Here is a 24,402-nt window from a genome sequence, read left to right on the forward strand (position 1 = left end):
TCCCTTGCGTGTCCTCGCGCACTTCACCGCGGCCGCACTCGCCGCCGCGACCCTCCTGTCCACCGCCCCGGCCGGCGCCGCCGCCGCTGCCACCGGTGACATCCACGCCGAGCTGCGGCGTCATCTGCGCGACGCGGTCGCCGACGGCTCGCTCGCCGTCCTGGCCGAGGTGCGGGCCGCGGGCCGTACGCACAGGCTGGCCGAGGGCAGGATCCGGTACGGCGCGCCGCACCCGGCCCAGGCGGCGGGCAGGTTCAGGATCGGCAGCCTGACCAAGGCGTTCACCGCCACCGTCGTCCTGCAACTAGCGGCCGAGGGCCGCCTGACCCTGGCCGACCCGGTAGCCAGGTGGCTGCCCGGCATCGTCCGCGAGGGCGAGCGCATCACGCTGCGGAACCTGCTGCAGCACACCAGCGGCATCCCCGACTACTTCCCCACGCTCCTGGACGCCGCCGGCAACCCGCGCGAACCCCTGCGAACCTGGCGCGAACAGGAGCTGGTCGGCCTGGCCGAAAGGCTGCCCCGCACCCCCGGGACGTTCTCCTACTCCAACACCAACTACGTGCTGCTCGGCATGGTCATCAGAGCCGTCACCGGACGCGGCTACGCCACGGAGATCACCGAGCGCGTCATCCGGCGCGCCGGGCTGACCCGCACCTCCGCCCCGGACACGGAGCCGTCGATCAAGGGCCCGCACCCGCACGCCCACGCCCTGACCGGCGGCGTCGTCACCGACATCACCGCGCTCAACCCGACCGTCCTCGGCGCGGCCGGCGGCATGGTGTCCACCACCGCCGACCTCAACCGCTTCATGCGCGCCCTGCTCGGCGGACGGCTGCTGCCGCCCGCCTGGCTCGCCGAGATGAAGAAGCCGCTGCCCGGCGGCACGTACGGGCTCGGTCTGGCGAGCGTCCGGCTGCCCTGCGGCACCTTCTACGGTCAGGCCGGGGGCGTCGCGGGCTACTTCGCCGCCGCCTTCCGCAGCGAGGACGGGCGGCGGGAGGTCGGCCTGGCGGCCACGCCGTACAAGGGAGATCCGGGCCGCGCGCTCAACGCCCTGCTGGCCCGGACCGTTTGCGAAAGTGGCGGCTCGCCGGGATGAGCGCGGCGGCGGCCGGGGCCAGGAAGCAGACCAGGGCGCAGAACGCCAGGACCGGGGCGGCGCCGAAGGACTCCATGGCCGGGGCCAGGACCGCCAGGCCGATGGGGGCCAGGCCGTAGGAGAGCAGGAAGTCCAGCGACGAGACACGGGCGAGCAGCCGCGGCTCCACCTCGCGCTGTGTCGCGGTGAACCACGGCACGTTGAACAGCTCGATGCCCACCCCGGCCAGCAGGTACGCCGCCGCCACCAGCACCGGGCGCACCGGCAGCAGCAGGCTGAGCGGCGCGCAGCCGTACATGCCGAGACCGAACAGCGCGGCCCAGCCCTGGGAACGCGGCCGCCAGCGCGCCATGAGCAGGGCCCCCGCCAGCGCGCCCGCGGTGTAGGCGGTCAGGGCGGCGGCGAGCACCGCCTCGGTGCCGTAGCGGTCGCGGCTGATCAGCGGGAGCGCGACGCCGGTGACCGAGTAGCCGGTGAAGACGACGGCGGTCAGCGCGGCCAGCCCGGCCAGGAACCACGGGTGCCGCCGCGCCTCGCGCACACCCTCGGCGAACTCCTTGAGCAGCGCCACCGGCGCGGCGGCGGGGGCGGGGCGGCGGCCACGGGGCGGCAGGAGCGCGGCCAGCAGCCACAGCAGGCCGGTGCCGGTCAGCAGCGCCCAGGTATCCAGGACGGTCGCGAGCAGCGCGGTCGCGGCGGGCGCCACGAGCGTGGTGGCCCGCACCGCGAGCGTGATGGCGGCGTTGGCGCGCTGCCGCCCGGCCTCGTCGACGACCTCGGCGGTCAGCGCCTGGAAGGCGGGCCTGCAGGCGCCCTGGCCCGCCCCGGCGACCGCGGCGGCCACGCTCATGAGCAGGACCGAGCGGCCCAGGCCCAGGGCGATGACCGGCGTGGCCAGCGCGGCGGCCAGCCCCGCCCACAGCACCACGGCGCGGCGCGAGTACCGGTCGGCGAGCACGCCGCCGAGCGGCACCGCGAGCAGGAACCCGGCGGTCCTGGCGGCCAGCACGATCCCGAGACCGGTCGCGGTGAGGCCGCGGTCGAGCACCGCCAGCGCCAGCACGAACGGCAGCGCCCACGTCGCCAGCCCGGAGGCGGTCGTGCCCGCCCACAGCCGCGCGAACCCCGGGTCGCGCAGCACGGTCGCGGTGCTCACCCGGGCAGCCCGCGCAGGTAGGCGGCGAAGCCCTCCAGGCCGTCGACGTTGCGCGGCCCGCTGATGCCCTCGTTGTAGTCCAGGACGTGGAACCGGTCGTTGACGACGGCGGGCAGCTTGGCCGTCACCGGCGACTCCTTCAGGAACCGGATCTTCTCGGTGGCGGGCTTGTCGCCGTAGTCGAGGATGATGATGACCTCGGGCTTGGCCGCGACGACCGCCTCCCAGGTGACCTCGCTCCAGCGGGCGTCCAGGCCGGCGAAGACGTTGCGGCCGCCGGCGAAGCGGATGATGTCGTTCGGCGGCACCTGGCTGCCGGCGGTGAAGGGCTTGTCGGTGCCCGAGTCGTACAGGAAGACGGGCACCGGCTGGCCCTTCGGGGCACGGGCGCGTACCGCCTCGACCCGCTTCTTGTAGCCGGCGACCAGCGCGCGGGCGCGGTCCTCGACGTGGAAGATCCGGCCGAGGCGTTCGAGGTCGGTGTAGAGGCCCTCGAACGGCGTGACGCGCTCGGGGAAGCCGGGGTAGTTGAAGCACGACTCGGCGTGCATGAAGCTCTGGATCTTCAGCCCGTCCAGGATGGCCGGGGTGATGCCGCGCTGGTCGCTGAAGCCCGAGCGCCATCCGGCCACCACGAAGTCGGACTCGGCGTCCACGACCAGTTCGCGGTTGAGCAGGTCGTCGCTGAGGAACTTGACCTTGGCGTACTCGGCGGCCCAGGGCGACTCCTCGACCGGCGGGTTGGCGGGCGGCATCACGTAGCCGTGCACGTGCGCGGTGAGCCCGAGCGCGAACATCTTGTCCGCGCTGCCCGCCTCGTAGACGACGGCGCGGCGCGGGGTCGTGTAGGCGACCTCCTGCCCGCACCGCTTGACGTTCGTCTTCTCCGGTACGGCTGCGCCGCCTTCGACCCGGGCGCCGCAACCGGCGAGCAGCAGGGTCCCGGCCAGGGCGCAGGCGGTCAGCGTGCGGTTCACGCGGTGGTTCCTTCCAGATGGGCGGACCCGAGGTCGTAGAGGACCTGGGGCACGCCGGTGAGGGGATGGGGGACGACGGTGGCCTCGACGCCGAAGACGTCGCGTAGCAGCGCCTCGGTGAGGACCTCGCCGGGTGTCCCGGCGGTCACGAGCCGGCCGCCGGACAGCACGGCCAGCCGGTCGCAGGCCGAGGCGGCGAGGTTGAGGTCGTGCAGGGTGACCAGCGCGGTGTGGCCGGCGGCGCGCAGCATCGACAGCAGCCTGATCTGGTGGTGCAGGTCGAGGTGGTTGGTCGGCTCGTCCAGGATGAGCACCCGCGGCTCCTGGACGAGCGCGCGGGCCACGAGCACCCGCTGGCGCTCGCCCCCCGACAGCGACAGCACGCCGCGCCCGGCCAGGTGCGCGACCTCCATGCTCTCCATCGCCCGGCGGCACAGCTCGCGGTCGTGCGCGCCGAGTGCCCGGTTGCCGCGCAGGTGCGGGACGCGGCCGAGTGCCACGGTCTCCTCGACGGTGAAGTCGAGGTCGGTGTGACCCTCCTGGGTGAGCGCGCCGACGAGCCGGGCGGACTCGCGCATCGGCAGGGCGGCCAGGTCCCGGCCGTCCACGCGCACCGCTCCGGCGCTCGGCCGCAGCGCCCGGTAGACGCAGCGCAGGGTGGTGGTCTTGCCCGAGCCGTTGGGGCCGACCAGGCCCACGACCTGCCCGGCCGCGACCGTCAGGAACAGGTCGGTGACGAGGTCGGCCGTGCCCGCCGAGACGGACAGGCCGTCAAGGAGCAGCGCCATGTCAGGCCCGCCCGAACAGGTAGCCGCGGCGGCGCAGCAGCGTGACGAACACGGGCACGCCGACCAGGGCGGTGATCACGCCGATCGGCAGTTCCCTGGGCGCTACCAGGGTCCGCGCGACGAGGTCGGCCCACACCATGAAGATCGCGCCGGCCAGCGGGGCGATCGTGAGCACGCGGGTGTGGGCGGCGCCCACCAGCAGGCGGACCAGGTGGGGCATGACCAGGCCGACGAAGCCGATCGCGCCGCTGACCGCGACCATCGCCCCGGTGGCCAGGGAGGTGAGCACGAACAGGCCGCGGCGCAGCCGTACCGTGTCGACGCCGAGGGCGGCGGCGCTCTCGTCGCCCTGCGCCAGCACGTCCAGGCGGCGGCCGAGCCCGCGCAAGATGACGAGCGCGGTCAGCGTGACGGCGGCGATGACGGGCAGCGCGCCCCAGGTCGCCGCGCCGAAGCCGCCCATCGACCAGTACAGGACGGTGCTGGTGGCCTCGCCGTCCGGCGCGAAGTAGACGATCACGCTCATCACGGCCTGGAAGCCGAACGCGGCCGCCACCCCGGTCAGCACGAGCCGCAGCGGTGACAGCCCGCCGCCCTGCCGGGCGACGAAGTAGACGAGGGCGGAGGCGAGCAGGGCGCCGAGGAAGGCGCCGGCGCTCACGGCGTAGATGCCGAGCGCGGTGAGCGCGCCGGTGACGCCGACCAGCACGGCGCCGGCCGAGGCTCCGGAGGAGACGCCGAGCACGAACGGGTCGGCCAGCGCGTTGCGCACCATGGCCTGGATCGCCACGCCGGCCGCGCTGAGCCCGGCGCCGACCAGCACCGCGAGGATGACGCGCGGCGTGCGCACCTGCCAGACGATCTGATAGGTGGTCACCTCGTCCGGTGTGATCGCGCCGCCGGACAGTGCCGCCCAGAGGTAGCGCAGGGTCTGGCCGGGCGGGACCGCCGCGGCGCCGACGCCGATAGCGAGCAGCACCGAGACCGCGAGGACCGCAGCCAGTAAGAGGACAAGGGATCGCAAGATTGACTCCGATAACGACAATCATTTTCACGCGACCCTACCACCGGTTGCCGCGGCGCGATCCCCTGGGAACGGCTACATGATCAGCTCAGCGCCTCCTTCGCAGCCGGTCCAGGAAGCCCCTGGCCTTCTGCCGTGTCCGCGGGTCGCGGGCCATCCGCTTCGCCTTCTCGACGTTCTGCCTGCCACGCGGGCTGCGCAGGTACGCGCGCACCCGATCGATGATTGTCGCCATGCCCTTCCAGCTACCCCCGTGGAGAGGTCTATGCGCCGGATGAGATCTTGATGGCCGTGGAAGCGGTGAGGTAGACAGGGTGCGCAACCGTCGCGAGAGGAACGCATGAGCCGCTACGCACTGGTCGGCGCCCGGGTCGTGCTGGCCCGCTCGGTCGACGCCGACGTGGCCGTGCTGGTCCGCGACGGCATGATCGAGGCGCTGGCGCCGTACTCACAGCTGCCGCCCGGCCTCACCCGCCTGGACGCGGGCGGGCGCTACCTGACCCCCGGCCTCATCGACCTGCACACCCACGGCGCCGCCGGGCACGGCTTCGACACCCCTGACGCCGCCGGGTACGACGCCGTCCTGGCCGCCCACGCCCGCTCCGGCGTCACCGCTGTGCAGGCGTCGCTGGCCACCTCCGAGCTGTCACACCTGGCCGGGTGCCTGTCGTTCGCCGCCGGCTACCGCTCGCCCGGCGTGCGGTTGATCGGGGTCCACCTGGAAGGGCCTTTCCTGGCGCCGGAACAGGCCGGGGCGCACGACCCGGCACTGCTGCGCCACCCCCGGCCGGAGGACGTGAAAGCACTGCTGCGGGCCGGGGCGCCGACGATGGTCACGCTCGCCCCCGAACTGCCGGGCGGGATCGCGGCCACGCGGGCGTTCGCCGAAGGGGGCGCGATCGTGGCCATCGGGCACAGCCAGGCGGCCGGGGCGGAGTTCGCCGCCGCCGTGGCCGCCGGGGCCACGCACCTGACGCACCTGTGGAGCGGGCAGTCCGCGCTGCGCCGCGAGGGGCCGTGGCGGGTGCCGGGACTGCTGGAGGAGTCGCTGGCCTCCACCGGGCTGACCGCCGAGGTCATCGCCGACGACCGGCACCTGCCGCCCGAACTGCTGCGGATCGCCTACCGGTGCCTGCGCGGGCGGCTGACCGTGGTCTCCGACTCCACGCCGGGGCTGGGGCTGGCGGACGGCACGCCGTACCGGCTGGGGAATCTGTGCTGTGTGGTCGAGGACGGCGTCGGCATGCTGCCCGACCGCACCGCCTTCGCCGGGAGCACGACCGGGCTCGACCGCATGCTCGGCCACCTGCGCGGGGCGGCCGGGCTGAGCGTGCCCGAGACCGTCGCCACCGCGACCCGGGTGCCGGCCGCGGTGCTCGGGCTGCGCCGTCAGGGCACACTGCGTCCCGGCTGCCACGCCGACCTGGCGCTGCTCGACGACGACCTGACCGCGCGGGCCACGATCGTCGGCGGACGCTGGCTCATGGACCTCGACGGAGTGGCCGGTGACCGGGTTCTCACCGGGTGAGCGGGTTCTCACGGGCTGAGGGGGATCCACTCCGCGCTCGTCGTGCAGGACTTCAGGGCCTCGGGGTCGGGCGTGACGCCGATGCCGGGGCCTTCGGGCACGGGCAGTTCGCCGCCGTCCAGGACGAACGGGCGGGTGATGTCGCGGTGGTAGTAGCGCTCGGTGGCCGAGATGTCGCCGGGCAGCGTGAAGCCGGGCAGGCCGGCCAGCGCCAGGTTGGCCGCCCTGCCGAGGCCGGTCTCCAGCATTCCGCCGCACCAGACGGGCACCCCGTTGGCCTCGGCCACGTCGTGCACGCGGCGGGCCTCCAGGTAGCCGCCGACGCGGCCGGGCTTGATGTTGATGATCGAGCAGGCGCCCGCCCTGATGGCCTCGGCGGCGTCGCGGGCGCTGGTGATGCTCTCGTCCAGGCACACGGGGGTGTCGAGGCGGGCGGCGAGCGCGGCGTGCGATCGCAGGTCGCCCGGCGCGAAGGGCTGTTCGATCATCGCCAGCCCGTACGCGTCGAGCTGGGCCAGGTGCCGCAGGTCGGCGGGGGTGTAAGCGGTGTTGGCGTCCACGGTCAGCATCACGCCGGAGCCGAACGTCTCGCGCACCGCCCGGACCGGCTCCAGGTCCCAGCCGGGTTCGATCTTCAGCTTGATCCGGGCGTAGCCGGCGGTCAGGTGCTTGTCCACGGTGTCCAGCAGCGCGTCCACGGTCTCGGTGATGCCCACCGAGACGCCCACGCGGACGCGGCGCCGTACCCCGCCGAGGTGCTGGGCGAGGCTGACGCGGTGGGCCCGCAGCCAGCAGTCCAGCACCGCCGTCTCCACGGCGGCCTTGGCCATGACGTGGCCGCGCAGATGCCGCAGGGCGGGCCCGACGGCGGCGGGGTCCAGGCCGTGCGGCGCGAGGGCGGGCAGCACGAAGCGCCTGATCAGGTCCGCGGCCCCGGCCAGGTACTCGGGGGAGTAGGTCGGCTCGTCCTCGGCCGCGCACTCGCCCCACCCCTCGACCTCGCCGCTGACCACGCGCACGAGCAGCGCCTCGCGCTCGTGCTGCGTGCCCAGCGACGTACGGAACGGGCTGACCAGCGGCAGCGCCACCTCCCGCAGTTCGACGCCGTCGATCTTCACTTCCCGCCTCCCTTGGCCAGCAGGTACCAGCCGCCGCGGGTGAATCCGGTGACCTCGTAGCCCTGGGCCAGCGCGCCGCCGAGCCCTTCCTCCATCGCCGCGCGCCACCGCAGCGCCTCCCGCGGCGCGGCCGTCCGCAGCGCCTCCACGTCGGCGGGCGTCGCGCACCGCAGCACGTCCGCGCCGTCATGCTCGTGTACGGTCCCCGACTCGTCGACCACGACCACTCCACGCTCGGCCCCGTCGGGCGCGGGGGAGGGATCGGGGGCCCACGTCGGCCAGGTCACGAACAGCCGGTCGGAGGGCCCGCCGTCGTTGATGCCGTCGTGCATCGGCCCGTAGAAGTCGGGCAGGTACGCCACCACCCGCGCGCCCAGCCCGGCCAGGTTGAAGAACGCGTTCCTCCTGACCAGCGGGTCGAAGGTCCATGAAACGGCGGACAGGCCGCGATCGGCGGCCCACGCCCGCTGGTGCTCCTTCAGCGCCCTGCCGACGCCACGCCCGCGCGCGCCCGCCGCCACGCCCGCCACGTGCGAGTGCAGACTGCGGTCGCCCGCGATGAAGCCGGCCGCCACACCCGCCAGCTCGCCGTCCAGGAAGGCGCCGCCCACGTACCCGCCGGTGTGGGCGAAGGCGCACATCAGGTCGAGCGCGAGCGGCGGGTCGTCGCCGGGTCTGGTGCCCCAGACCTCGCGCAGCAACCGGTCGGCCCGCCGCAGCGCCGCGGTGCCGTCAAGGGAACGGATGAGGAGTTCGGCCATGGACCACAGCATCGCGGGGTGGGCCCGCGCGGGCGTTGGCGTGCGCGCCCAACTTCACCCGCCCGCCTTTGTGGCGCCGCTCAGCCGTAGCTGCAGGGCGAGCACCAGGCGGGTGTCCGGGTCGTCCAGCGCGATCAGCTCGCCGATCCTGCGCAGCCGGTAGCGCAGCGTGTTGGGGTGCAGCGAGAGCAGCTCGGCGGCCCGGGGGACGTCGTAGTGGGCGCCGATCCAGACGGTCAGGCTGCGCACGTAGTCGGTGCCGTGCTTGGCGTCGTGGCCGGAGACGAGGTCGAGCGGCTCGCCGTACAGGGAGGGTTTGGGGCGCAGCGCGGCGTCCACGTCCATGAGGAACAGCGCGGCCGACAGCTCTTCGTGCGCGCCGACCGGCTCCTGCGCGAACGGCCCGCAGACCGCGCGCAGCGCCTCCTCGGCCTGACGGGCGCCGGCCGGCACCCCGCCCACGCTCTCCGCGGTACGGCCCAGCCCGGCCCGCCACCCGCCGCCCAGCCGTTCGCTCACCCTGGCCAGCGTGTCCAGGGTGATCCGGCGCAGCAGCGGCGCGCCCGCCTCGGCGGCGACGATCGCGTAGGCGCGGCCCCGCGCCACGCCCGCCGCCGCCCTGATCCGGTAGGCCAGGTAGGCGGTGCGCAGCATGTCGGCGGCGTGGGCTGCGGCGAAGGCGTCGGCGGCGCCCGCGTACGGGCCGAGCGTCACCACGGTGAGCGGCTCGCCCGGCAGCAGGCCGAAGGAGGTGGCCAGCTCGTCCACGGCGCCGACGCCCCGCAGCAGCCAGCCCAGGCACTCGTCGCGCCGCCGTCGCGCCTCGTCGGCGGCCAGGTTGATCCGCGCCAGGTGCGGGGCCGCGGCGGCGGCCGCCTCGATGAGCGCCACCTCGGCGTCGGAGGCAAGGGGCTGGTCGGCCTGCACCGCCCAGATCGTGCCGAGCGCCTCGCCGTGGGCGCGGATGGCGATGGCCAGGCGGGGGTAGAACTCGCGCGGCGTGTAGCTCCAGACCGCGCCGTCGGCGCGCAGCACGCCCGAGTATTCCTCGGCGTTGGTCGGGTGCTCGGGCACCCTGCGGCCCAGGATGCCCTCCTTACGCAGGTCGTCGATGCGCTGGCCCTCCACGGTGGAGTAGGCCAGCACCCGCATCGCCAGGTCCTCGATCGCCACCGCGCCGCCCACCTTGCGGGCCACCTCGTTGGCCAGCGCGAACAGGTCGGCCGCGCGGGTGCCGCCCGGGTCCTGGGCCGGGCCGACCAGTGCGAGGAGGGCGTCGATCAGCGAGTAGAGCTGACCCCACGACAGCTCCGGCGGCACGGCCAGCAGCGCGGTGCCCGCCGCCTCGGCCGCCGCGGCCAGCGTGGCCGGGTCGCGGGTGCCGGGCTTGACGAACACCGCGGCCACCCGGCTCTCGCCCGCGCGGGCCAGGATCTCGGCCGATGGCCGCCCGGTCACCAGCAGCGCCGCCCCGTCGAGCCCGGCCGGCGTCTCTTCGGGATCGTAGATGACCGGCGAGCCGACCAGCGGCTCCCTGCCGCGCGGCAGGGCCAGCGGGCGCGCCACCTCGGGCCCGAGGCTGTCGACCAGGACGCCCAGCGTGACCCGCCCACCGGCCGTCACCGGGCTCCTCGCCGCAGGATCCGGCCGTGCCTGCCGCCGGTGAACTCGCCGTCGGCGATCACCTGATGCCCGGCGAGGAAGACGTGCCCGACGCCGGTGGGCCGCACGTCCGGCTCCTCGTAGGTGCCCGCGTGGCCGATCCGGTCCCGGTCGAGGACGACCACGTCGGCGATCGCCCCGGGCGCCAGCCAGCCGCGGCCCTCCAGTCCGAACTGGGCCGCCGCGGCGGAGCTGACCTTGCGGATCGCCTCGGGCATCTCCTCCTCGGTGACGTACTCGCCCAGGTAGACGGGGAAGGCGCCGAAGGTGCGCGGATGGTTGGGCCCGATCGGCGGCCCGCCGTCGGAGCCGACCGACACCAGCGGGTCGGCCAGGAAGGCGCGCAGATCGCTCTCGTGCATGGTGTGGAAGACGCCGGAGGCCTGCGGGTCCAGCCGCACCAGCTCGCACAGCGTCTCCCACGGGTCGCCGCCCAGGTCGGACAGCCGCTTGCCGGCGACGCCCGGGCCGGTGTGCGTGAGGATCTGCACGTCGGCCGGGTGCAGCTCGCGCCAGATGCCGACGCCGGTGCCGGTGTCCGGGCTCTCGGCCAGCGCGCGCAGCGCCGCCCGCTCGGCCGGGTCTGCGAGCCTGGCCATCAGCGCCTCCGTGCCGCCCTCGCACGCCGCCGGCGGCAGCACGGCCACCAGCCCGGTGCCGAAGGCGAGGTAGGGGTAGACGTCGGCGCGCACGTCCACGCCCGCGCGCCGGGCTCCGGCCAGCTTGTCCAGCACCATCGCCGACGCGCCGTGCACCGCCCGTCCCGACGCCTTGCAGTGCGAGACCTGCAGCCGCACGCCCGCCCGCCGCGCCACCGTGATCGCCTCGTCGAGCGCGTCGGCGAGCCCCTCGCTCTCACTGCGCATGTGCGTCGCGTACGGCAGGCCCCATCGCTTGCCCACCAGCGCCAGCGCGACCAGTTCGTCAACGTTCGCGTAGGCGCCGGGCACGTACTCCAGGCCGCTGGAGAGCCCGGCGGCGCCCGCCTCGAAGCTCTGGGCGGCCAGCTCGCACATGTGCGCCAACTGCTCCGGCGTGATCTCGGCGCTCATGCCCGAGGCGGCCAGGCGCAGCGTGTTGTGACCGACCAGGACGGCGAGGTTGTTGCTCGGACCGGCGGCCTCGGCGGCGTCGAGGTAGTCGCCGAACGCGCGGAACTCATGGCTCGACAGCAGGGACGGCATGAATCCGCTGGTCAGCGGGTCGGTGGGGCCGCAGGAGAAGCCGCAGTTGCCGACGATCTCGGTGGTGACGCCCTGGAACAGCTTGAACGGCTGCGGCTCGTCCAGGAACGGCACGGTGTCGGAGTGGCTGTGCGGATCCACGAAGCCCGGGGCGACGACGAGACCGGAGACGTCGATCACCCGGCGGGCCGGGCCGAGGCCGCGGCCGACCGCGGTGACGCGGCTCCCGGTGATCGCGACGTCGGCGGTCCGGGGCGGGCCGCCGAGGCCGTCGTGGACGGTTCCGTCGCGTAGGAGCAGGTCATGCATGGTGAAAGACTCCCCTGCCCGGTGTCGCGGGCGCTAGTGAGAAAGGCCGAAATGTCATGGGATAGCTGGTACGGAGGCCAAGAGGCGGCGCGTGTAGTCGTGGGCGGGGGAGTCGAGGACCTCGGCGGTGCCGCCGCTCTCCACCACCTCGCCGCGCGAGAGCACCACCAGCCGGTCGGCCAGTTGCCTGACCACCGCGAGGTCGTGGGTGATGAACAGCATGCTGCCGCCCACCTCCCGCAGCAGCTCCAGCACGTGGGCCTGGACCGAGACGTCCAGCGAGGCCACGGGCTCGTCACAGATCAGCAGCTCTGGCCGGACCGACAGCGCCCTGGCGATGGCCACGCGCTGCCGCTCGCCGCCCGACAGGCCCGCGGGACGCCGACCGGCGTAGGAGGCGGGCAGGCCGACGAGCTCCAGCAGTTCGCGCACGCCCAGCCTGCCCTCCTCCGGGCCCTGCGCGGCGGCCTCGGCCAGCGCGGCGCCGACGGTCATGGCCGGGTTGAGCGAGGTCGAGGGGTCCTGGAAGACGCACTGCACGAGCCGGTGCCGGGGGCGTACGGCGTCGGCCAGCGCGACCGTGCCCGAATCGGGGGCGACCAGCCCGAGGACGCAGCGGGCCAGCGTGGTCTTGCCCGAGCCCGAGCCGCCGACCACGCCGACGGTCTCGCCCCGGCCCACGTGCAAGGAGACGCCGCCGAGCGCGACGTGCCCGCCGTAGCGTTTGCGCAGGTCGGTGACGCGCAGCACCTCAGCCCCCGCGGCCGGGCGTTCGGGCGGCGTGGCCTCCTCCACGTGGGGGCGGGGACGCACCTCGTGCAGGCACGCCGTGCGGCGGCCGGGACCCAGCTCGCGCAGCGGCGGCCGCTCTTCCTCGCACGCGTGCGTCGCCTGGTCGCAGCGGGCGGCGAACGCGCACGTGGCCGCCACCTGCGCGGCCGTGGGAACGCTGCCCCTGATGCCGCTCAGCCGGGCCAGGCGGCGGTCCGCGGCCGGCACCGCGGCCAGCAGCCCGGCGGTGTACGGGTGCGCGGGGGACTTGGCCAGCTCGGCGGCCGGGCCCTGCTCGACGACGCGGCCCGCGTACATGACGGCGACCCTGTCGCACAGCTCGAAGGCCACCCGCAGGTCGTGGGTGATGAGCAGCACGCCCATGCCGCGCGCCGCCTGCACGCTCTTGATCAGCATGAGGATGTCGTGCTGCGTGGTGGCGTCCAGGGCCGTGGTGGGCTCGTCGGCGATGAGCAGCTCGGGGTCGCCCGCCAGCGCGGCGGCCAGCGCCACCCGCTGACGCATCCCGCCGGACAACTGGAAGGGATGGCGCCCGGCCACGCGGGGGTCGTCGATCCCGACCTCGGCCAGCCGCCGCGCCACCTCCGCCCGGCTCTCGCGGCCCCGCAGCGACTCGGCGATGTGGGCGCCGGCCGTTCGCAGCGGGTTCAGCATGGCGAAGGGGTCCTGCATGAGCAGGCTCACCCGGGTGCCGCGCACCGAACGCCACCTCCGCTCGCGCGCGCCCAGGAACTCCCTGCCGTCGAAGGCCACCGAGCCCTCGGCCCGCAGCCCCTTCGGCAGCAGCCCGGCAGCGGCCCGCGCGGTCAGCGACTTGCCGCTGCCCGACTCGCCGACCAGGCCCACGGTCTCACCCGGCGAGACCTCCAGGTCGACGCCGTCCACGATGAGCCCGGCCCCGGCCACGCGCAGAGCGGAGATCCTCATCGCAGCCCTCCCTTCGACAGCGACTCGAACGCCCGGTCGCCCAGCAGGGTCGCCGTGCAGGCGACCACGGTGATCAGCGCCGCGGGGGCGATGGCCGCCCACGGGTTCAGGTCGAGCAGGCCGCGGTTCTCCTCGACCATCAGGCCCCAGTCGGGCGTGCCCGCCGGCAGCCCGACGCCCAGGAACGACAGCCCGGCCAGCGCCACCAGCGCGGCCACGAAGCTGAGCAGCGCACTGGCCACCACCGTGGGCGCGAGGTTCGGCAGCAGGTGCCTGAACATGATCCGCGCCGGGCGCAGCCCCAGCGTCCTGGCCGCCTCCGCGTACGCGAGCTCGCGCTGGGCCAGGGTGAGGCTGCGGATCACCCGGATGTCGCCCGGCGTGAACAGCACCGCCATGGCCAGGACGGCCCAGCCGTACCCGCCGCCGAGCACGCCCACGACCACGATCAGCACGAGCATGCCCGGCAGCGCGATGGCCAGGTCGACCGTGCGCATCATGACCGCGTCCACCCAGCCCCGCCGGTAGCCGGCCAGCAGCCCGAGCGAGGTGCTCAGCAGCATCGTGCAGACGGCCACCACCACCGGCCACAGCAGCGCCGAGCCCGCCCCGGCCAGCAGCCGCGACAGCACGTCGCGGCCCAGGTCGTCGGTGCCGAGCCAGTGCGCCGCGCTCGGGCCTGCCGCGCCGAGCGCGAGATCCTGCGCGCCCGGATCGTACGGCGCCAGCCACGTCCCCGCCACGGCCGCCACCAGCGCCAGCCCCAGCACACCCGTCAGGAACACCCTCATGCCCGCCGCCTCACCCTCGGGTCGACGGCCACGTAGGCCAGGTCGATGAGCAGGTTCACGGCGATCACGATCGCGCCGCCGAGCAGGACGAGCGCCTGCACCACCGGGATGTCCTTCTGGCCGACGGCGCCGATCAGCAGCGCGCCGAGGCCGTGCAGCCCGAAGGCCTGCTCGACGAAGACCGAGCCGGTCAGGTTGGCCGCCAGCAGCAGCCCGCCCACGGTCAGCACCGGCAGCGCCGCGTTGCGCAGCGCGTAGCTGATCCACACGCGCCGCCTGGGCAGGCCGCGGGCTCTGGCGAAGGTCAAGAAGTCCTGCGCGGCCAGGTCGAGCGCGGCGGCGCGCATCTGCCTGACCACGATCGCCGCCTGCGCCGTGGCCAGCGCGATCGCCGGCAGCGTCAGGTGGGTCAGCCGTTCCAGCGGGGTGTCCCCGGCGCCGAAGACGGGGAACCAGCCCAGCGTGACGGCGAAGCCGTACAGCAGCAGGATGCTCAGCGCGAACGGCGGTACCGACAGCGCGACCAGCGAGGTCAGCGTGATGCCCTGGTCGAGGGCGCCGCCGCGGCGCATCGCGGCGGCGAGGCCGGCAGGCACGCCGACCACCACCGTGAGCGTGAGCGCGTAGCCGGCGAGGGCGGCCGTGACGGGCAGCCGCTCGGCGAGCACGGCGGTGACGGGCTCGCGGGAGTAGATCGAGGTGCCGAAGTCGCCGCGCACCGCGTCGCCGAGCCAGCGCGCGTAGCGGACGGGGAAGGGGTCGTCGAGGTGGTACTGCTCGCGGATGGCCGCCCTGGTCTCCGGCGTGGACGGGCGGCCGCCCAGCAGCACGTGCTCGGGGCCGCCCGGCGCCGCCGCCAGCAGACCGTAGGTGAGCACCGACAGCACGCCGAGCAGCAGGATCGCCGAGCACAGGCGTTTGACGACCGCCATGTCAGCGGCCCGCCGGGCGCAGGTTGGCGAAGGTGTCGACGGTCCAGGTGTCGAAGCCGACGGTGAACTTCTCGCTGAGGGCGGCGGCGTAGTCGGCGGAGTAGAGCGGGACGTACGGCACCTGCTCGGCGATCTCCTTCAGCAGCGCCGTGACCTGAGTCTTCTTCTCATCGCCGGTGGCCGAGGAGAGCGCGTCGAGGCGCCGGTCGGTCTCGGCGGTGCCGTAGCCGGAGAAGTTGAAGCCCTGCGGCTCGGCGGAGGCGCGGCTGACCAGGTCGGGCAGCACCTCGATCGGCTCGGGCGTGCCGTAGGCCAGGTTGACGAACTGGATGGACAGGCGGTCGTGCTCCATGACGCGCGAGACGTACTGGTCGGTCGGGCTGGGCTCCAGGACGAGCCTGATGCCGATCTTGGCCAGGTCCGCGGCGACCGCCTGCATGACCGTGCCGGTGTCGCCGGTGGAGGCGTACGGGGCCTTCAGCTCGAATCCGTGCGGATAGCCGGACTTGGCCAGCTCCGCCTTGGCGGCGGCAAGGTCGTGGGCGTGCTCGGGCAGGCCGGGCAGGTCGTCGCCGTACAGGGCGGTGATCTGCGGCTTCGGCAGCATGATCGTCGCGGGGGTGCCGTGTCCCGCCGTCATCAGCTGTGCCACCGCCTTGCGGTCGACCGCGTGGGCGATGGCCTTGCGCACGTGCGGGTCCTTCAGCGGGCCGGACTTCAGCGCCAGCGACAGGTACGCGATGGCGTTGCCCGGGTAGAAGATCGCCTTGACCCCGGGCAGGTTCGTCCATTTGCGGGCGTCGCGGACGTTGACCCCGTCGGTGGCGTCCACCTCGCCCGACCTGACGGCCAGCCGCAGCGTCTCCGGGTCGGGAATGGTCTTGAACTCGACCTTGCGCAGCGCGGGCGGCTTGCCCCAGTAGGACGGGTTGCGCTCCAGCACCACGCCCGAAGTGAGCGAGAACCTGCTCACCTTGAACGGGCCGGTGCCCACCGTGCCGACCTCGGGGCTGCCCAGGTCCTTGGGGTGCGCCTCGGCCAGCTTGCGCGGCGTCACCTGCCAGGCGGTCGCCGCCACCGCCAGGAACGCCGGACTCGGCCGCTTCAGCGTGACCCTGACCTGCCCCTCGCCCACGGCCTCGACCCGCTTGACCCCGGTGAAGTAGGAGGCGGCCTGCGAGGCGACCTTCGGATCGAGGTGGCGGCTCAGTGAGAAGGCCGCGTCGTCGGCGGTCACAGGAGTGCCGTCGGAGAAGCGGATCCCCTTGCGGAGGGTGAACAGGTAGCTCGCCGGGTCGGGCTGGGTCCAGTCGGCCAGCCTCGGCGCCGGCTTGCCCGTCGAGTCGAGCGCGACGATCGTGTCGAGGACGGCGCTCTGGACGAGGGTCGAGGACTTGTTGAAGCCGTGCGCGATGTCCAGGCTGTTGGGCGCGGTGGCCAGGCCCCAGACCAGCGAGTCACGGGTCTGGGCCGGGCCCGCCCCGGAGGAGCAGGCGGTGGTGAGCGCGAGTACGACGGCGGCGGTCGCGGCCTTCGCGTATGTCATGGGACCACCTCGGAAGGGAACGGGCGGGGACAGTCGGACGCTAGAAGCCGGACAGCCGCCGTTCACTGACCCGGCAGCCAAAACCCACGGTCCCCGCCTCGTCCTGCAGGCCAATCGGCGCGTCAGTCGCGTACGGGCAGGAAGCGCATGCGGCGCAGCCCGCCGCCGCTGAGCAGCAGCTCGCCTTCGTGCAGCCGCAGCGTGAACGGCCCCGCCTCCCACACCCCGCCGGGCGCGGGCGTCAGCGGCTCGGCCAGGGTGCGGCCGACGCGCACCGCCCCGTCGCGCAGGCTCGCCTCCACACCGAGCTCGGCGCTGCGGAACACCCCGTCGGGCGGCGGCGCCTGGCCGGGGGCCCCGGCCGGGTAGAACACGACGGGACCACGCGCGGGATGGTCGCTGCCGGACAGCAGCCGCCCGCCGTCCACCTCCAGCCAGGAGCCCTCGGCGTCGCCGGTGCCGTGCCAGCGGCCGTCCCGGCGCGCGGTGAACGTCCCGCCACCCTTGACCTCCAAGCCGGACTCCGTGCCCGTCAGCGTGAGCGTCGCCTCCGTGACCGGATCGTGCCAGTACGGCTCGGCCGGCGGCGCCAGCGTCCCCGGCCCCGGTACGGCCGGCGGCTCCCGATCCAGCAGCAGCCCGAGCAGCCTGCCGGTCAGCCGCACCGGGTTGATCGCCGTCTGGTTCGACAGGATGGCGATGCCCACCCCCTCCTCCGGCAGGAACCACAGGTTCGACAGGTAGCCGTGCATGCCGCCCGCGTGCCCGAACCCGCCGTCGGCGCCGTGGTAGATCCCCAGCGCGTACGGCAGTGCCGTCCCGTCGGCCAGCACCCCGCGCTCCAGCAGCCGCGCACGCAGGTCAGCCCCGAGCACCCGCCCGTCGGCCAGGAAACCGAACCACGGCGCCAGGCCGGACACGCTGGTCACGAGGCCGCCGTCGCCGACCGCGCTCTCCTCGGTGTCGGCCCGGCGCGGCTCGCCCCGAGCGGTGGCGTAGCCGTAGGCCAGCCGGTCCAGCGGCAGGGACGCGTCGTCGCGGAACAGCGCGTCGTCCATCCCGAGCGGCGTGAAGATCCGCTCGCGGGCGAACGCGGCCAGCGACGTCCCCGACACCCTGCCGACCACGATGGCGGCCAGCACGTAGCCGGTGTTGGAGTAGGAGAAGTCCGTGCCCGGCGGGAACGTCGTGCGCCTGACGTCCTTGACCATGTCCAGCAGCCGCTGCTCGGTCATCTCCGCGAGGGGGATGCCGGTCAGGGGCTGCAGGGCGTACCACTCGGGCAGGCCGCCCGTGTGGTGCAGGCACTGGCGCAGCGTAACCGGCGTGTCCAGGCTCAGCTCGGGGATGTGCGTGCGGACGTCGTCGTCCAGCGCCAGCTTGCCGTCGCGCTCCAGCAGCAGCACGCACGCGGCGGTGAACTGCTTGCTCGCGCTGGCGATGTCGAAGCGGGTGCGCTCGTCGACCGGTACGCCGAACTCCACGCAGGCCGCGCCGCCCACGGCGGTCATGATCGCCGCGCCGTCCTTGTACACGGCCACGGCGATGCCCGGGGAGCCAGCTCCGACCAGGGAGGACACCTCGGTTTTGACTCGTTCGAGATCCATGCGGCCAGTATCGCCAGGTGGTCGCCGCACTCCTTTGGCGTGCGCGACGACGGATGACCCGCGCCCTTTGTGCCACACGCCCAAGGTCCGGTCCTTGCGCCGTGGGCACGAACGCCGTGCGCGCGGCGGAGGGTCAGGTGGTGGTGCGGGATTGGGTGTGGCGGTAGTGGGAGGGCGGGACGCCGTAGCGGCCGGTGAACGCCTGCCGCAACGTCTCCGCGCTGCCGAAGCCGCAGCGGGCGGCCACGGTCTCCAGGGGGAGCGAGGTGGCCGAGAGCAAGTGGGCGGCGGCCTCCACCCGGGCCTGGCGGACGAACTTGCCCGGCGTCTGTCCCAGGTGGCGCAGGAACAACCGGGTCAGGTGGCGCTCGCTCACCCCCGCGCCGGCGGCCAGCGTCGCGACCGCGAGGTCGGCGTCGAGGTGGGCGGTGACGTGGTCGACCACCCGCTGGACCAGGCTGTCGGCCGGGGGCGGCGGGGCGGTGAACATGCTCATCTGCGCCTGGTTGCCCGGCCGCTGTAAGTAGGTGACGAGCTGGCGGGCCACGGTGCGGGCCAGTTCGGCGCCGTGGTCCTCCTCGATGAGGGCGAGCGTGAGGTCCAGGGCGCTGGTGACGCCGGCGGAGGTGTAGACGTGGCCGTCGCGCACGAAGATGGGATCGGGGTCGAGCAGCACCTGCGGGTGCTGTTTGGCGAGCATGTCGGCCCAGTTCCAGTGGGTGGTGGCGCGCCGGCCGTCCAGGAGGCCGGCGGCGGCCAGGATCCAGGCGCCGGTGCAGACGGAGGCCACGCGGCGGCTCTCGCGGGCCAGGCGGCGCACGTGCGCGACGAGCATCCGGTCGGCCGCGGCGTCCTGGCAGCCGACGCCGCCGGAGATCAGCAGCGTGTCGATCGGGCCTTTGACGTGTTCGAGCCGCTCGCCGGGCTGGAGTGTGACGGTGGGGCCGCAGTCGATGGACCGGGCGCCGGGCGTGGCCAGGCGGACCTTGTACAGGGGATCGGCGCCGCGCAGGTTCGCGCTCTCCAGGCAGCCGACCACGCAGGCGATGTCGAGCAGCTCTGCGGCGTCGTAGCCGACGACCACGAAATGCCTCATGCGCCGACCTTAAGCCCCTTGACTGGCTAACAGTGTTAGCCCTACTGTAAAGCTAACAGCGTTAGCCCTCTATGGAGGTCCCCGATGGCCGTAGCCGCTCCCGCCCGCAACGTGGCCGCCCGTGTCGCGTGGGCGGCACTCGCCCTGTTCCTGCTGGCCTTCACCGTCCTGGAGGTCGTCAACCACGGCGTCCCGGCGCTGGTGACGGCGATCGCGGTCGTGATCGTGCCGGACCTGACGATGTTCATCGGGGCGCGTGAAGGGGGCAACGGACGCCTGTCGCCCAAGGCGGTGCCGTACTACAACTTCATGCACCGCCCCTGGATCCCGCTGGTGATCCTCGTCGGCTACTCCTTTGGTCCGATCGACTTCGTGCCGTTGTTCGTGGCGGGACTCGCGTGGCTGCTGCACGTCGCCGCCGACCGGGCCTTCGGGTACGGCCTGCGCAACCCCGACGGGTCCAGGGATGTCTGAGCGCGCCGCCCAGATCGTCACCGCCGCCCGCGAGCTGATCGAGGACGGCGGCGCCGACGCCCTGACCATGCGGGCGCTCGCCAACCGGCTGGGCATCCGGGCGCCCTCGCTGTACAAGCACTTCCCCGACAAGGCGGCGGTCGAGGCCCAGGTGATCGGCGTGGCCATGACCGAACTGGCCGAGGCGCTCGAAGCGGCGGGACCCGGCCTGCCCGCCCTCGGCGTCGCCTACCGGCGCTACGCGCTCGCGCACCCCCACCTCTACCGGCTGATGAGCAGCGGGCCGCTGCCGCGCGACCTGCTGCCGCCCGGCGTGGAGGAGCGCGCGGCCATGCCGCTGGTACGCGCCGTCGCCTTCGACGAGGCCGCATCCCGGGCCGCCTGGGCCTTCGCGCACGGCATGGTGATACTCGAACTCGACGGCCGCTTCCCGCCCGGCGCCGACCTCGGCAGCGCGTGGGAGGCGGGGATGGCCGCCTTCTCCGTGCCCTAACGCTCCGCCGGGGCCTCTTCCACGCGCAGGTCCAGGCCGCGGATTCCGGCCGGGGCGCGGAGGAGGGCCACCAGGACGTAGGTGAGCAGGGAGGCGGCCACCGCGATGAACGTGGGCCAGCCGTCGAACGCCGCCCCGACCAGCGTGTTCGGCACGTAGAGCAGCGTGTTCTCGGCGCCGTACATGGTGGGGGTCAGGGCGAACAGCGTCAGCCGTACCACCAGGCCGACCGTCAGCGCGGCCAGGGCGGCGCCCGAGGAGCCGCGCCGCCAGAACATGCCCAGCACGAACGGCACCGCCAGGCACGCCAGCATCAGGTCGAACGCCAGCGTGAGCAGGACGCCGGTCTGCGGCACCCGCAGGGCCAGCAGCATCGAGCCGCCGACCACCGGGAGCATCGCCCAGCGGGTCGCGCGCAGCAGCGGATCGGCGCGGTCAGGGCGGTGCACGCGGCGCACGGTGCCGACGTTGCGCACCGCCACGGCGGCGGTGCCGAGGATCGCGCCGTCGGCCGTGGACAGCGACGCGCTCACGATGCCCGCCAGCACCAGCACGCTCAGCCCGACCGGCGCGGCCTCGTCGAGCAGCGTCAGCAGACCGTGCCCGGTGGAGACCGCGACCAGCGCGAACGGCACGCCGACCACCGCCGTGCCCGCCGCGGCCAGGAAGCAGGCCCGGCGCGCGACGTCGGGGGAGCGGGCGGCGAAGACGCGCTGCATGAAGTCGATCGCCACGATGTCGCCGATGCCGAGCGCGGCCAGCGTGGCCCAGTTGACCACCGCGCCCTGCGCCGGATCGGACAGCTGCCCCAGGTCGAGCGGGCCCATGCCGGGGTCGCTCTTCAGCCCGAAGGTCACCGCGACCCAGATCAGCAGGGCCATCGAGGCGGCCGTGGTGACCAGCATCTGCACGATCGAGCTGTAGGCGTCGCTGAGGATGCCGCCGGCCAGTGTGTAGATCAGCACGGCGGCCACGATGATGAGCACGCCCACCCCGTACGGCGTGCCGAGGAACTTCTGGAACAGGAAACCCCCCGCCACCAGGTTCCCCGCGACCAGGATCGCGAACGCGGTGATCATCAGCACGGAGGCGGCGACCTCGGTGGCGCGGCCGTACCGGAGCCGGAAGAAGTCGGGCAGGGTCGTCAGGCCCATGCGGTTCATCGGCCGCGCGAAGAACAGGCCGGTGAGCAGCAGGCACAGCGCCAGCCCCAGCGGGAGCGTGGCGCCCGCCCAGAAGCCGAGCTTCGCGGCCTGGTCGGTGGCGCCGAGGGTGGCGTTGGTGTCGACGGCCTGGCCCATCAGCGTCGCCGCCACGATGGGTAAGGCGAGAGTGCGGCCGGCGACCAGGAAGTTCCTGCTGTCACCGGCGACCCGGCGGGCGACCAGCAGGCCGACGACGATCATGGAGAAGATGGCGAGCGCGACACCCAGAATGATCATTGCTGGACAGCCGATCGTCGCGAGCGAAGACTCAGAAGACATGACAACCGTAAGTCAAGAAGGCGCCTGGGCCCAGCGGGCCGAGGCGGAACTTCCGACCATGCGGCGCGACGAGGAGATCGAGCGGGCGCTCGCCCACGGTCTCGAGGGCGCGCCGACGATCAACGACAGGACGATTCCCACGTTCGCCAGGGGAGAGCTGCCGCACTTCGCCGGCGAACGCGGAACCTTCCTGAAATGTCCCTACCTGGAGGACGTGCACGACGTCGGGGACGCCGAGGTGGCGATCTTCGGCGTGCCGCTCGACTCCGGGGCCACCTACCGCCCGGGAACCCGGTTCGGCCCGCAGGGCATCCGGCGCAGCACCAACCTGTTCGGCACCTACAGCTACGAACTCGGCGTCGACCTGCGCGAACAGCTCAACCTGGTGGACATCGGGGACGTCTTCACCATCCCCGGCAACCTGGAGAAGTCGTTCGACCAGATCAGCCAGGCGATGAGCCACGTCGTACGGCAGGGCGTGATGCCCGTGGTGCTCGGCGGCGACCACTCGATCGGGTTCCCGACCATCCGCGGCCTGGCCCCGCACCACGAGGGCAACATCGGCATCATCCACTTCGACCGGCACGTCGACACGCAGGAGACCGACCTCGACGAGCGCATGCACACCACGCCGTGGTTCCACGCCACCAACATCAAGAACGCCCCCGCCACCAACCTCGTCCAGGTCGGCATCGGCGGCTGGCAGGCGCCCCGCCCCGGCGTCCAGGTGGGCCGCGAGCGCGGCACCACCGTGATCACCGTCGGCGACGTGGAGCGCGTCGGGGTGGAGCGCGTGGCCGAGACCGCCCTGGAGATCGCCTGGCAGAACGCCGAGGCCGTCTACCTGTCGTTCGACATCGACGTCATCGACGCGGGGTTCGTCCCCGGCACCGGCTGGCCGGAGCCCGGCGGCCTGCTGCCCCGCGAGGCGCTCAACCTGGTCCGGCTGGTCTCCGAACCCGGGCTGGCCGGGATCGAGGTCGTCGAGTGCTCGCCGCCCTACGACTGGGCCGAGCAGACCGCCCTGCTCAGCTCCCGGGTCATCCTCGACAGCCTCGCCGTACAGGTCAGGTCGGGCAAGCTCGGCCGCAAGCCGGCCACCGGGGCGCGGCCCGCCTGGGGTCCGGCCGCCTGATCGTTCAGGCCTGCCTTCCGGACATGATCAGGTCGGCGTTGATGGCGACGGCGGCGCGCAGTCCCGCCGCCGCGGCGCCGACCACGGTCTCCATCAGGCCCGACACGTTGCCCGCCACCCACACGCCCGGCACGTCCGTGGCGCCCGTGGGACCGGCGGGGATCTGGCTGCCGATCACGTAGTCGTCCATCTCCTGGATCACGGGTTCGAGGCCCAGGTCCTTGAGGAACTCGGCGCGGGCGTGCATGACCGGGCTCACGACGAGGACGTCGCGGGCGATGGTCCTGCCGTCGGCCAGCCGTACGCCGGACAGGTGGTCGTCGCGCGTCTCCACGGCGGTGACGACGCCGTCGACCACCTCGACGTCGAGACCGGACAGGTCCAGATCGGGCACGGTGTGCGAGAAGAGGATCACGTCCTTGCTCAGCTGACGCCACAACGACGCCTGGTGTACGGCCAGCGGCCCGGTGGCCAGCACCCCGATCGCCCGGTCGCGCATCTCCCACCCGTGGCAGTACGGGCAGTGCAGCACGTCGCGGCCCCAGCGTTCGGCCAGTCCCGGGAGGTCGGGCAGTTCGTCCCTCAGCCCGGTCGCCACCAGGATCCTGGAGCCCTCGGCCACGCCGCCGTCCCGCAGCGTGACCGCGAAGGCGTCGCCGGGCAGCCGGGTCACCGACGACACGAAGCCCTCGCGGATCTCGCCGCCGTAGCCGGTGAACTCCTCGCGGCCCCTGGCCAGCAACTGGGCCGGCGGCAGCCCGTCGTGCCCCAGGTAGTTGTGGACCCCGTCGGAGGGGGCGTTGCGCGGCTCGCCCGAGTCGATCACCAGGACCGACCGGCGGGAACGCGCCAGCGCCGTCGCCCCGCTCAGACCCGCGGCCGCGCCGCCTATCACGATCACGTCGTAACGTCGCATCTCTGTCATGCCGCTGAGAGTGCGCCATGAGAGGGTGAATTGACAAACACCGTTGCTGTTTTGGCAAACTGGGGTCGTGGAAGAACTGGCTGCCGTCCTTGGGTCCGTGGGGCCGAGGCTGCGCGCGCTCCGGGGCGAGCACGGCGTGACGCTGAGCGAGCTGAGCACGACGACCGGGATCTCGCTCAGCACGCTGTCGCGCCTGGAGTCCGGGCAGCGCAAACCCACCCTGGAGCTCCTGCTGCCGCTCGCGCAGGCGTACCGGGTGCCGCTGGATGAGCTGGCCGGCGCGCCGGAGACCGGGGACCCGCGCATCCACCTGCGGCCCTTCAACCGCTACGGCCGGACCTTCGTCCCGCTGACCCGGCAGATGGGCGGCGGGCTGCAGGCGTACAGGATGATCATCCTGCGGGAGGAGGACATGAGCGAGCAGCCCGCGCACGAGGGCTACGAGTGGCTCTACGTGCTGGCCGGGCGGGTGCGGCTGCCGCTGCAGTGAGGCTCATGTTCGCGGACATATCGTGAAGCCTGATGGGTAGTCCTTCGTTACCCCCGACGCGACGGCGGATGACGATGACATCAGAACGAGTTGCCCTGGTC

The 24,402-nt window shown here is 73.6% G+C and carries 22 protein-coding genes and 1 pseudogene; 6 read left to right on the forward strand and 17 right to left on the reverse strand.

Annotation, left to right across the window (positions count from 1 at the left end; all coding sequences use genetic code 11):
* Positions 1-4: 4 nt before the first annotated feature.
* Positions 5-1,102, forward strand: a complete 1,098-nt coding sequence (locus HNR40_RS14205; protein ID WP_221340309.1) for a serine hydrolase domain-containing protein — start codon at positions 5-7, stop codon at positions 1,100-1,102.
* Here HNR40_RS14205 and HNR40_RS14210 read toward each other — a convergent pair.
* From HNR40_RS14210 to HNR40_RS14230, 5 genes are all read right to left on the reverse strand, one after another.
* The gene (locus HNR40_RS14210; RefSeq protein ID WP_312896342.1) at positions 1,050-2,258 is read right to left on the reverse strand and encodes an MFS transporter; all 1,209 of its coding nucleotides are present in this window, start codon (positions 2,256-2,258) and stop codon (positions 1,050-1,052) included. The two genes, HNR40_RS14205 and HNR40_RS14210, sit on opposite strands and share 53 nt — an antisense overlap.
* Complete coding sequence (locus HNR40_RS14215; protein ID WP_184961178.1) at positions 2,255-3,235, reverse strand: ABC transporter substrate-binding protein; 981 nt, start codon at positions 3,233-3,235, stop codon at positions 2,255-2,257. Before HNR40_RS14215 ends, HNR40_RS14210 begins: the two co-directional genes overlap by 4 nt.
* Positions 3,232-4,023, reverse strand: coding sequence for an ABC transporter ATP-binding protein (locus HNR40_RS14220; RefSeq protein WP_184961180.1), 792 nt, complete (start codon positions 4,021-4,023; stop codon positions 3,232-3,234). The genes HNR40_RS14215 and HNR40_RS14220 overlap by 4 nt, the downstream gene beginning before the upstream one ends.
* A gap of 1 nt (position 4,024) precedes the next feature.
* The gene (locus HNR40_RS14225; RefSeq protein WP_246509034.1) at positions 4,025-5,047 is read right to left on the reverse strand and encodes a FecCD family ABC transporter permease; all 1,023 of its coding nucleotides are present in this window, start codon (positions 5,045-5,047) and stop codon (positions 4,025-4,027) included.
* A gap of 88 nt (positions 5,048-5,135) precedes the next feature.
* Positions 5,136-5,282, reverse strand: a complete 147-nt coding sequence (locus tag HNR40_RS14230; protein WP_184961184.1) for a hypothetical protein — start codon at positions 5,280-5,282, stop codon at positions 5,136-5,138.
* Positions 5,283-5,387: 105 nt separating this feature from the next.
* Between HNR40_RS14230 and HNR40_RS14235 the strand changes: the two genes are divergently transcribed.
* A complete protein-coding gene (locus tag HNR40_RS14235) occupies positions 5,388-6,575 on the forward strand; it encodes an N-acetylglucosamine-6-phosphate deacetylase (protein ID WP_184961186.1) in 1,188 nt (395 codons plus the stop codon).
* Between the two features lie 8 nt (positions 6,576-6,583).
* Here the strand turns inward: HNR40_RS14235 and menC are convergent, their stop codons facing one another.
* From menC to HNR40_RS14285, 10 genes are all read right to left on the reverse strand, one after another.
* Positions 6,584-7,693 carry an o-succinylbenzoate synthase gene (gene menC / locus HNR40_RS14240; protein ID WP_184961188.1) on the reverse strand — a complete coding sequence of 370 codons (1,110 nt, stop codon included), beginning with the start codon at positions 7,691-7,693 and terminating at the stop codon, positions 6,584-6,586.
* On the reverse strand, positions 7,690-8,454 hold the full coding sequence (locus HNR40_RS14245) for a GNAT family N-acetyltransferase (RefSeq protein ID WP_246509035.1): 765 nt from the start codon (positions 8,452-8,454) through the stop codon (positions 7,690-7,692). Before HNR40_RS14245 ends, menC begins: the two co-directional genes overlap by 4 nt.
* A gap of 54 nt (positions 8,455-8,508) precedes the next feature.
* Positions 8,509-10,077, reverse strand: a complete 1,569-nt coding sequence (locus HNR40_RS57190; protein WP_184961192.1) for a PucR family transcriptional regulator — start codon at positions 10,075-10,077, stop codon at positions 8,509-8,511.
* Entirely contained in the window at positions 10,074-11,609 is a 1,536-nt protein-coding gene (locus HNR40_RS14255; RefSeq protein WP_184961194.1) for an N-acyl-D-amino-acid deacylase family protein, read from the reverse strand. The genes HNR40_RS57190 and HNR40_RS14255 overlap by 4 nt, the downstream gene beginning before the upstream one ends.
* Before the next feature lie 54 nt (positions 11,610-11,663).
* Positions 11,664-13,328: an oligopeptide/dipeptide ABC transporter ATP-binding protein gene (locus tag HNR40_RS14260; RefSeq protein ID WP_184961196.1), complete on the reverse strand. Its 1,665-nt coding sequence runs from the start codon at positions 13,326-13,328 to the stop codon at positions 11,664-11,666.
* A complete protein-coding gene (locus HNR40_RS14265) occupies positions 13,325-14,119 on the reverse strand; it encodes an ABC transporter permease (protein WP_184961198.1) in 795 nt (264 codons plus the stop codon). The genes HNR40_RS14260 and HNR40_RS14265 overlap by 4 nt, the downstream gene beginning before the upstream one ends.
* Positions 14,116-15,051, reverse strand: coding sequence for an ABC transporter permease (locus HNR40_RS14270; protein WP_184961200.1), 936 nt, complete (start codon positions 15,049-15,051; stop codon positions 14,116-14,118). The genes HNR40_RS14265 and HNR40_RS14270 overlap by 4 nt, the downstream gene beginning before the upstream one ends.
* Position 15,052: 1 nt before the next feature.
* Complete coding sequence (locus HNR40_RS14275; protein ID WP_184961202.1) at positions 15,053-16,597, reverse strand: ABC transporter substrate-binding protein; 1,545 nt, start codon at positions 16,595-16,597, stop codon at positions 15,053-15,055.
* Positions 16,598-16,719: 122 nt separating this feature from the next.
* Positions 16,720-18,204: a serine hydrolase domain-containing protein gene (locus HNR40_RS14280; protein ID WP_184961204.1), complete on the reverse strand. Its 1,485-nt coding sequence runs from the start codon at positions 18,202-18,204 to the stop codon at positions 16,720-16,722.
* 133 nt (positions 18,205-18,337) lie between these two features.
* The gene (locus HNR40_RS14285) at positions 18,338-19,300 is read right to left on the reverse strand and encodes a GlxA family transcriptional regulator (RefSeq protein WP_184961206.1); all 963 of its coding nucleotides are present in this window, start codon (positions 19,298-19,300) and stop codon (positions 18,338-18,340) included.
* 84 nt (positions 19,301-19,384) lie between these two features.
* Here HNR40_RS14285 and HNR40_RS14290 point away from each other — a divergent pair, with 84 nt between their 5' ends.
* On the forward strand, positions 19,385-19,774 hold the full coding sequence (locus HNR40_RS14290) for a DUF4260 family protein (protein ID WP_184961208.1): 390 nt from the start codon (positions 19,385-19,387) through the stop codon (positions 19,772-19,774).
* The gene (locus tag HNR40_RS14295) at positions 19,767-20,267 is read left to right on the forward strand and encodes a TetR/AcrR family transcriptional regulator (protein ID WP_184961210.1); all 501 of its coding nucleotides are present in this window, start codon (positions 19,767-19,769) and stop codon (positions 20,265-20,267) included. Before HNR40_RS14290 ends, HNR40_RS14295 begins: the two co-directional genes overlap by 8 nt.
* Here the strand turns inward: HNR40_RS14295 and HNR40_RS14300 are convergent.
* Positions 20,264-21,709, reverse strand: coding sequence for a high affinity choline transporter 1 (locus HNR40_RS14300; RefSeq protein WP_184961212.1), 1,446 nt, complete (start codon positions 21,707-21,709; stop codon positions 20,264-20,266). The genes HNR40_RS14295 and HNR40_RS14300 overlap by 4 nt on opposite strands.
* 40 nt (positions 21,710-21,749) lie before the next feature.
* Between HNR40_RS14300 and HNR40_RS14305 the strand changes: the two genes are divergently transcribed.
* On the forward strand, positions 21,750-22,886 hold the full coding sequence (locus HNR40_RS14305) for an agmatinase family protein (RefSeq protein ID WP_184961214.1): 1,137 nt from the start codon (positions 21,750-21,752) through the stop codon (positions 22,884-22,886).
* Between the two features lie 4 nt (positions 22,887-22,890).
* On the opposite strand, the gene HNR40_RS14310 is transcribed toward HNR40_RS14305, so the two are convergent.
* Positions 22,891-23,811 carry an NAD(P)/FAD-dependent oxidoreductase gene (locus tag HNR40_RS14310; RefSeq protein WP_184961216.1) on the reverse strand — a complete coding sequence of 307 codons (921 nt, stop codon included), beginning with the start codon at positions 23,809-23,811 and terminating at the stop codon, positions 22,891-22,893.
* 67 nt (positions 23,812-23,878) lie between these two features.
* Between HNR40_RS14310 and HNR40_RS14315 the strand changes: the two are divergent.
* Positions 23,879-24,295: pseudogene (locus tag HNR40_RS14315) on the forward strand (helix-turn-helix domain-containing protein); the annotation flags it as partial.
* Positions 24,296-24,402 lie beyond the last annotated feature (107 nt).

Origin of the sequence: Nonomuraea endophytica (assembly GCF_014203235.1) — a bacterium.
In the GTDB taxonomy this organism is placed as follows: domain Bacteria; phylum Actinomycetota; class Actinomycetes; order Streptosporangiales; family Streptosporangiaceae; genus Nonomuraea; species Nonomuraea endophytica.

Excerpts from the sequence above, each read along its gene's own strand:
- HNR40_RS14220 (WP_184961180.1), bottom strand. The coding sequence starts at position 4,023 with ATGGCGCTGCTCCTTGACGGCCTGTCCGTCTCGGCGGGCACGGCCGAC.
- HNR40_RS14230 (WP_184961184.1), bottom strand. The coding sequence starts at position 5,282 with ATGGCGACAATCATCGATCGGGTGCGCGCGTACCTGCGCAGCCCGCGT.
- HNR40_RS14235 (WP_184961186.1), top strand. The coding sequence starts at position 5,388 with ATGAGCCGCTACGCACTGGTCGGCGCCCGGGTCGTGCTGGCCCGCTCG.
- HNR40_RS14245 (WP_246509035.1), bottom strand. The coding sequence starts at position 8,454 with ATGGCCGAACTCCTCATCCGTTCCCTTGACGGCACCGCGGCGCTGCGG.
- HNR40_RS14255 (WP_184961194.1), bottom strand. The coding sequence starts at position 11,609 with ATGCATGACCTGCTCCTACGCGACGGAACCGTCCACGACGGCCTCGGC.
- HNR40_RS14260 (WP_184961196.1), bottom strand. The coding sequence starts at position 13,328 with ATGAGGATCTCCGCTCTGCGCGTGGCCGGGGCCGGGCTCATCGTGGAC.
- HNR40_RS14265 (WP_184961198.1), bottom strand. The coding sequence starts at position 14,119 with ATGAGGGTGTTCCTGACGGGTGTGCTGGGGCTGGCGCTGGTGGCGGCC.
- HNR40_RS14270 (WP_184961200.1), bottom strand. The coding sequence starts at position 15,051 with ATGGCGGTCGTCAAACGCCTGTGCTCGGCGATCCTGCTGCTCGGCGTG.
- HNR40_RS14275 (WP_184961202.1), bottom strand. The coding sequence starts at position 16,597 with ATGACATACGCGAAGGCCGCGACCGCCGCCGTCGTACTCGCGCTCACC.
- HNR40_RS14280 (WP_184961204.1), bottom strand. The coding sequence starts at position 18,204 with ATGGATCTCGAACGAGTCAAAACCGAGGTGTCCTCCCTGGTCGGAGCT.
- HNR40_RS14285 (WP_184961206.1), bottom strand. The coding sequence starts at position 19,300 with ATGAGGCATTTCGTGGTCGTCGGCTACGACGCCGCAGAGCTGCTCGAC.
- HNR40_RS14290 (WP_184961208.1), top strand. The coding sequence starts at position 19,385 with ATGGCCGTAGCCGCTCCCGCCCGCAACGTGGCCGCCCGTGTCGCGTGG.
- HNR40_RS14295 (WP_184961210.1), top strand. The coding sequence starts at position 19,767 with ATGTCTGAGCGCGCCGCCCAGATCGTCACCGCCGCCCGCGAGCTGATC.
- HNR40_RS14300 (WP_184961212.1), bottom strand. The coding sequence starts at position 21,709 with ATGATCATTCTGGGTGTCGCGCTCGCCATCTTCTCCATGATCGTCGTC.
- HNR40_RS14305 (WP_184961214.1), top strand. The coding sequence starts at position 21,750 with ATGACAACCGTAAGTCAAGAAGGCGCCTGGGCCCAGCGGGCCGAGGCG.
- HNR40_RS14310 (WP_184961216.1), bottom strand. The coding sequence starts at position 23,811 with ATGACAGAGATGCGACGTTACGACGTGATCGTGATAGGCGGCGCGGCC.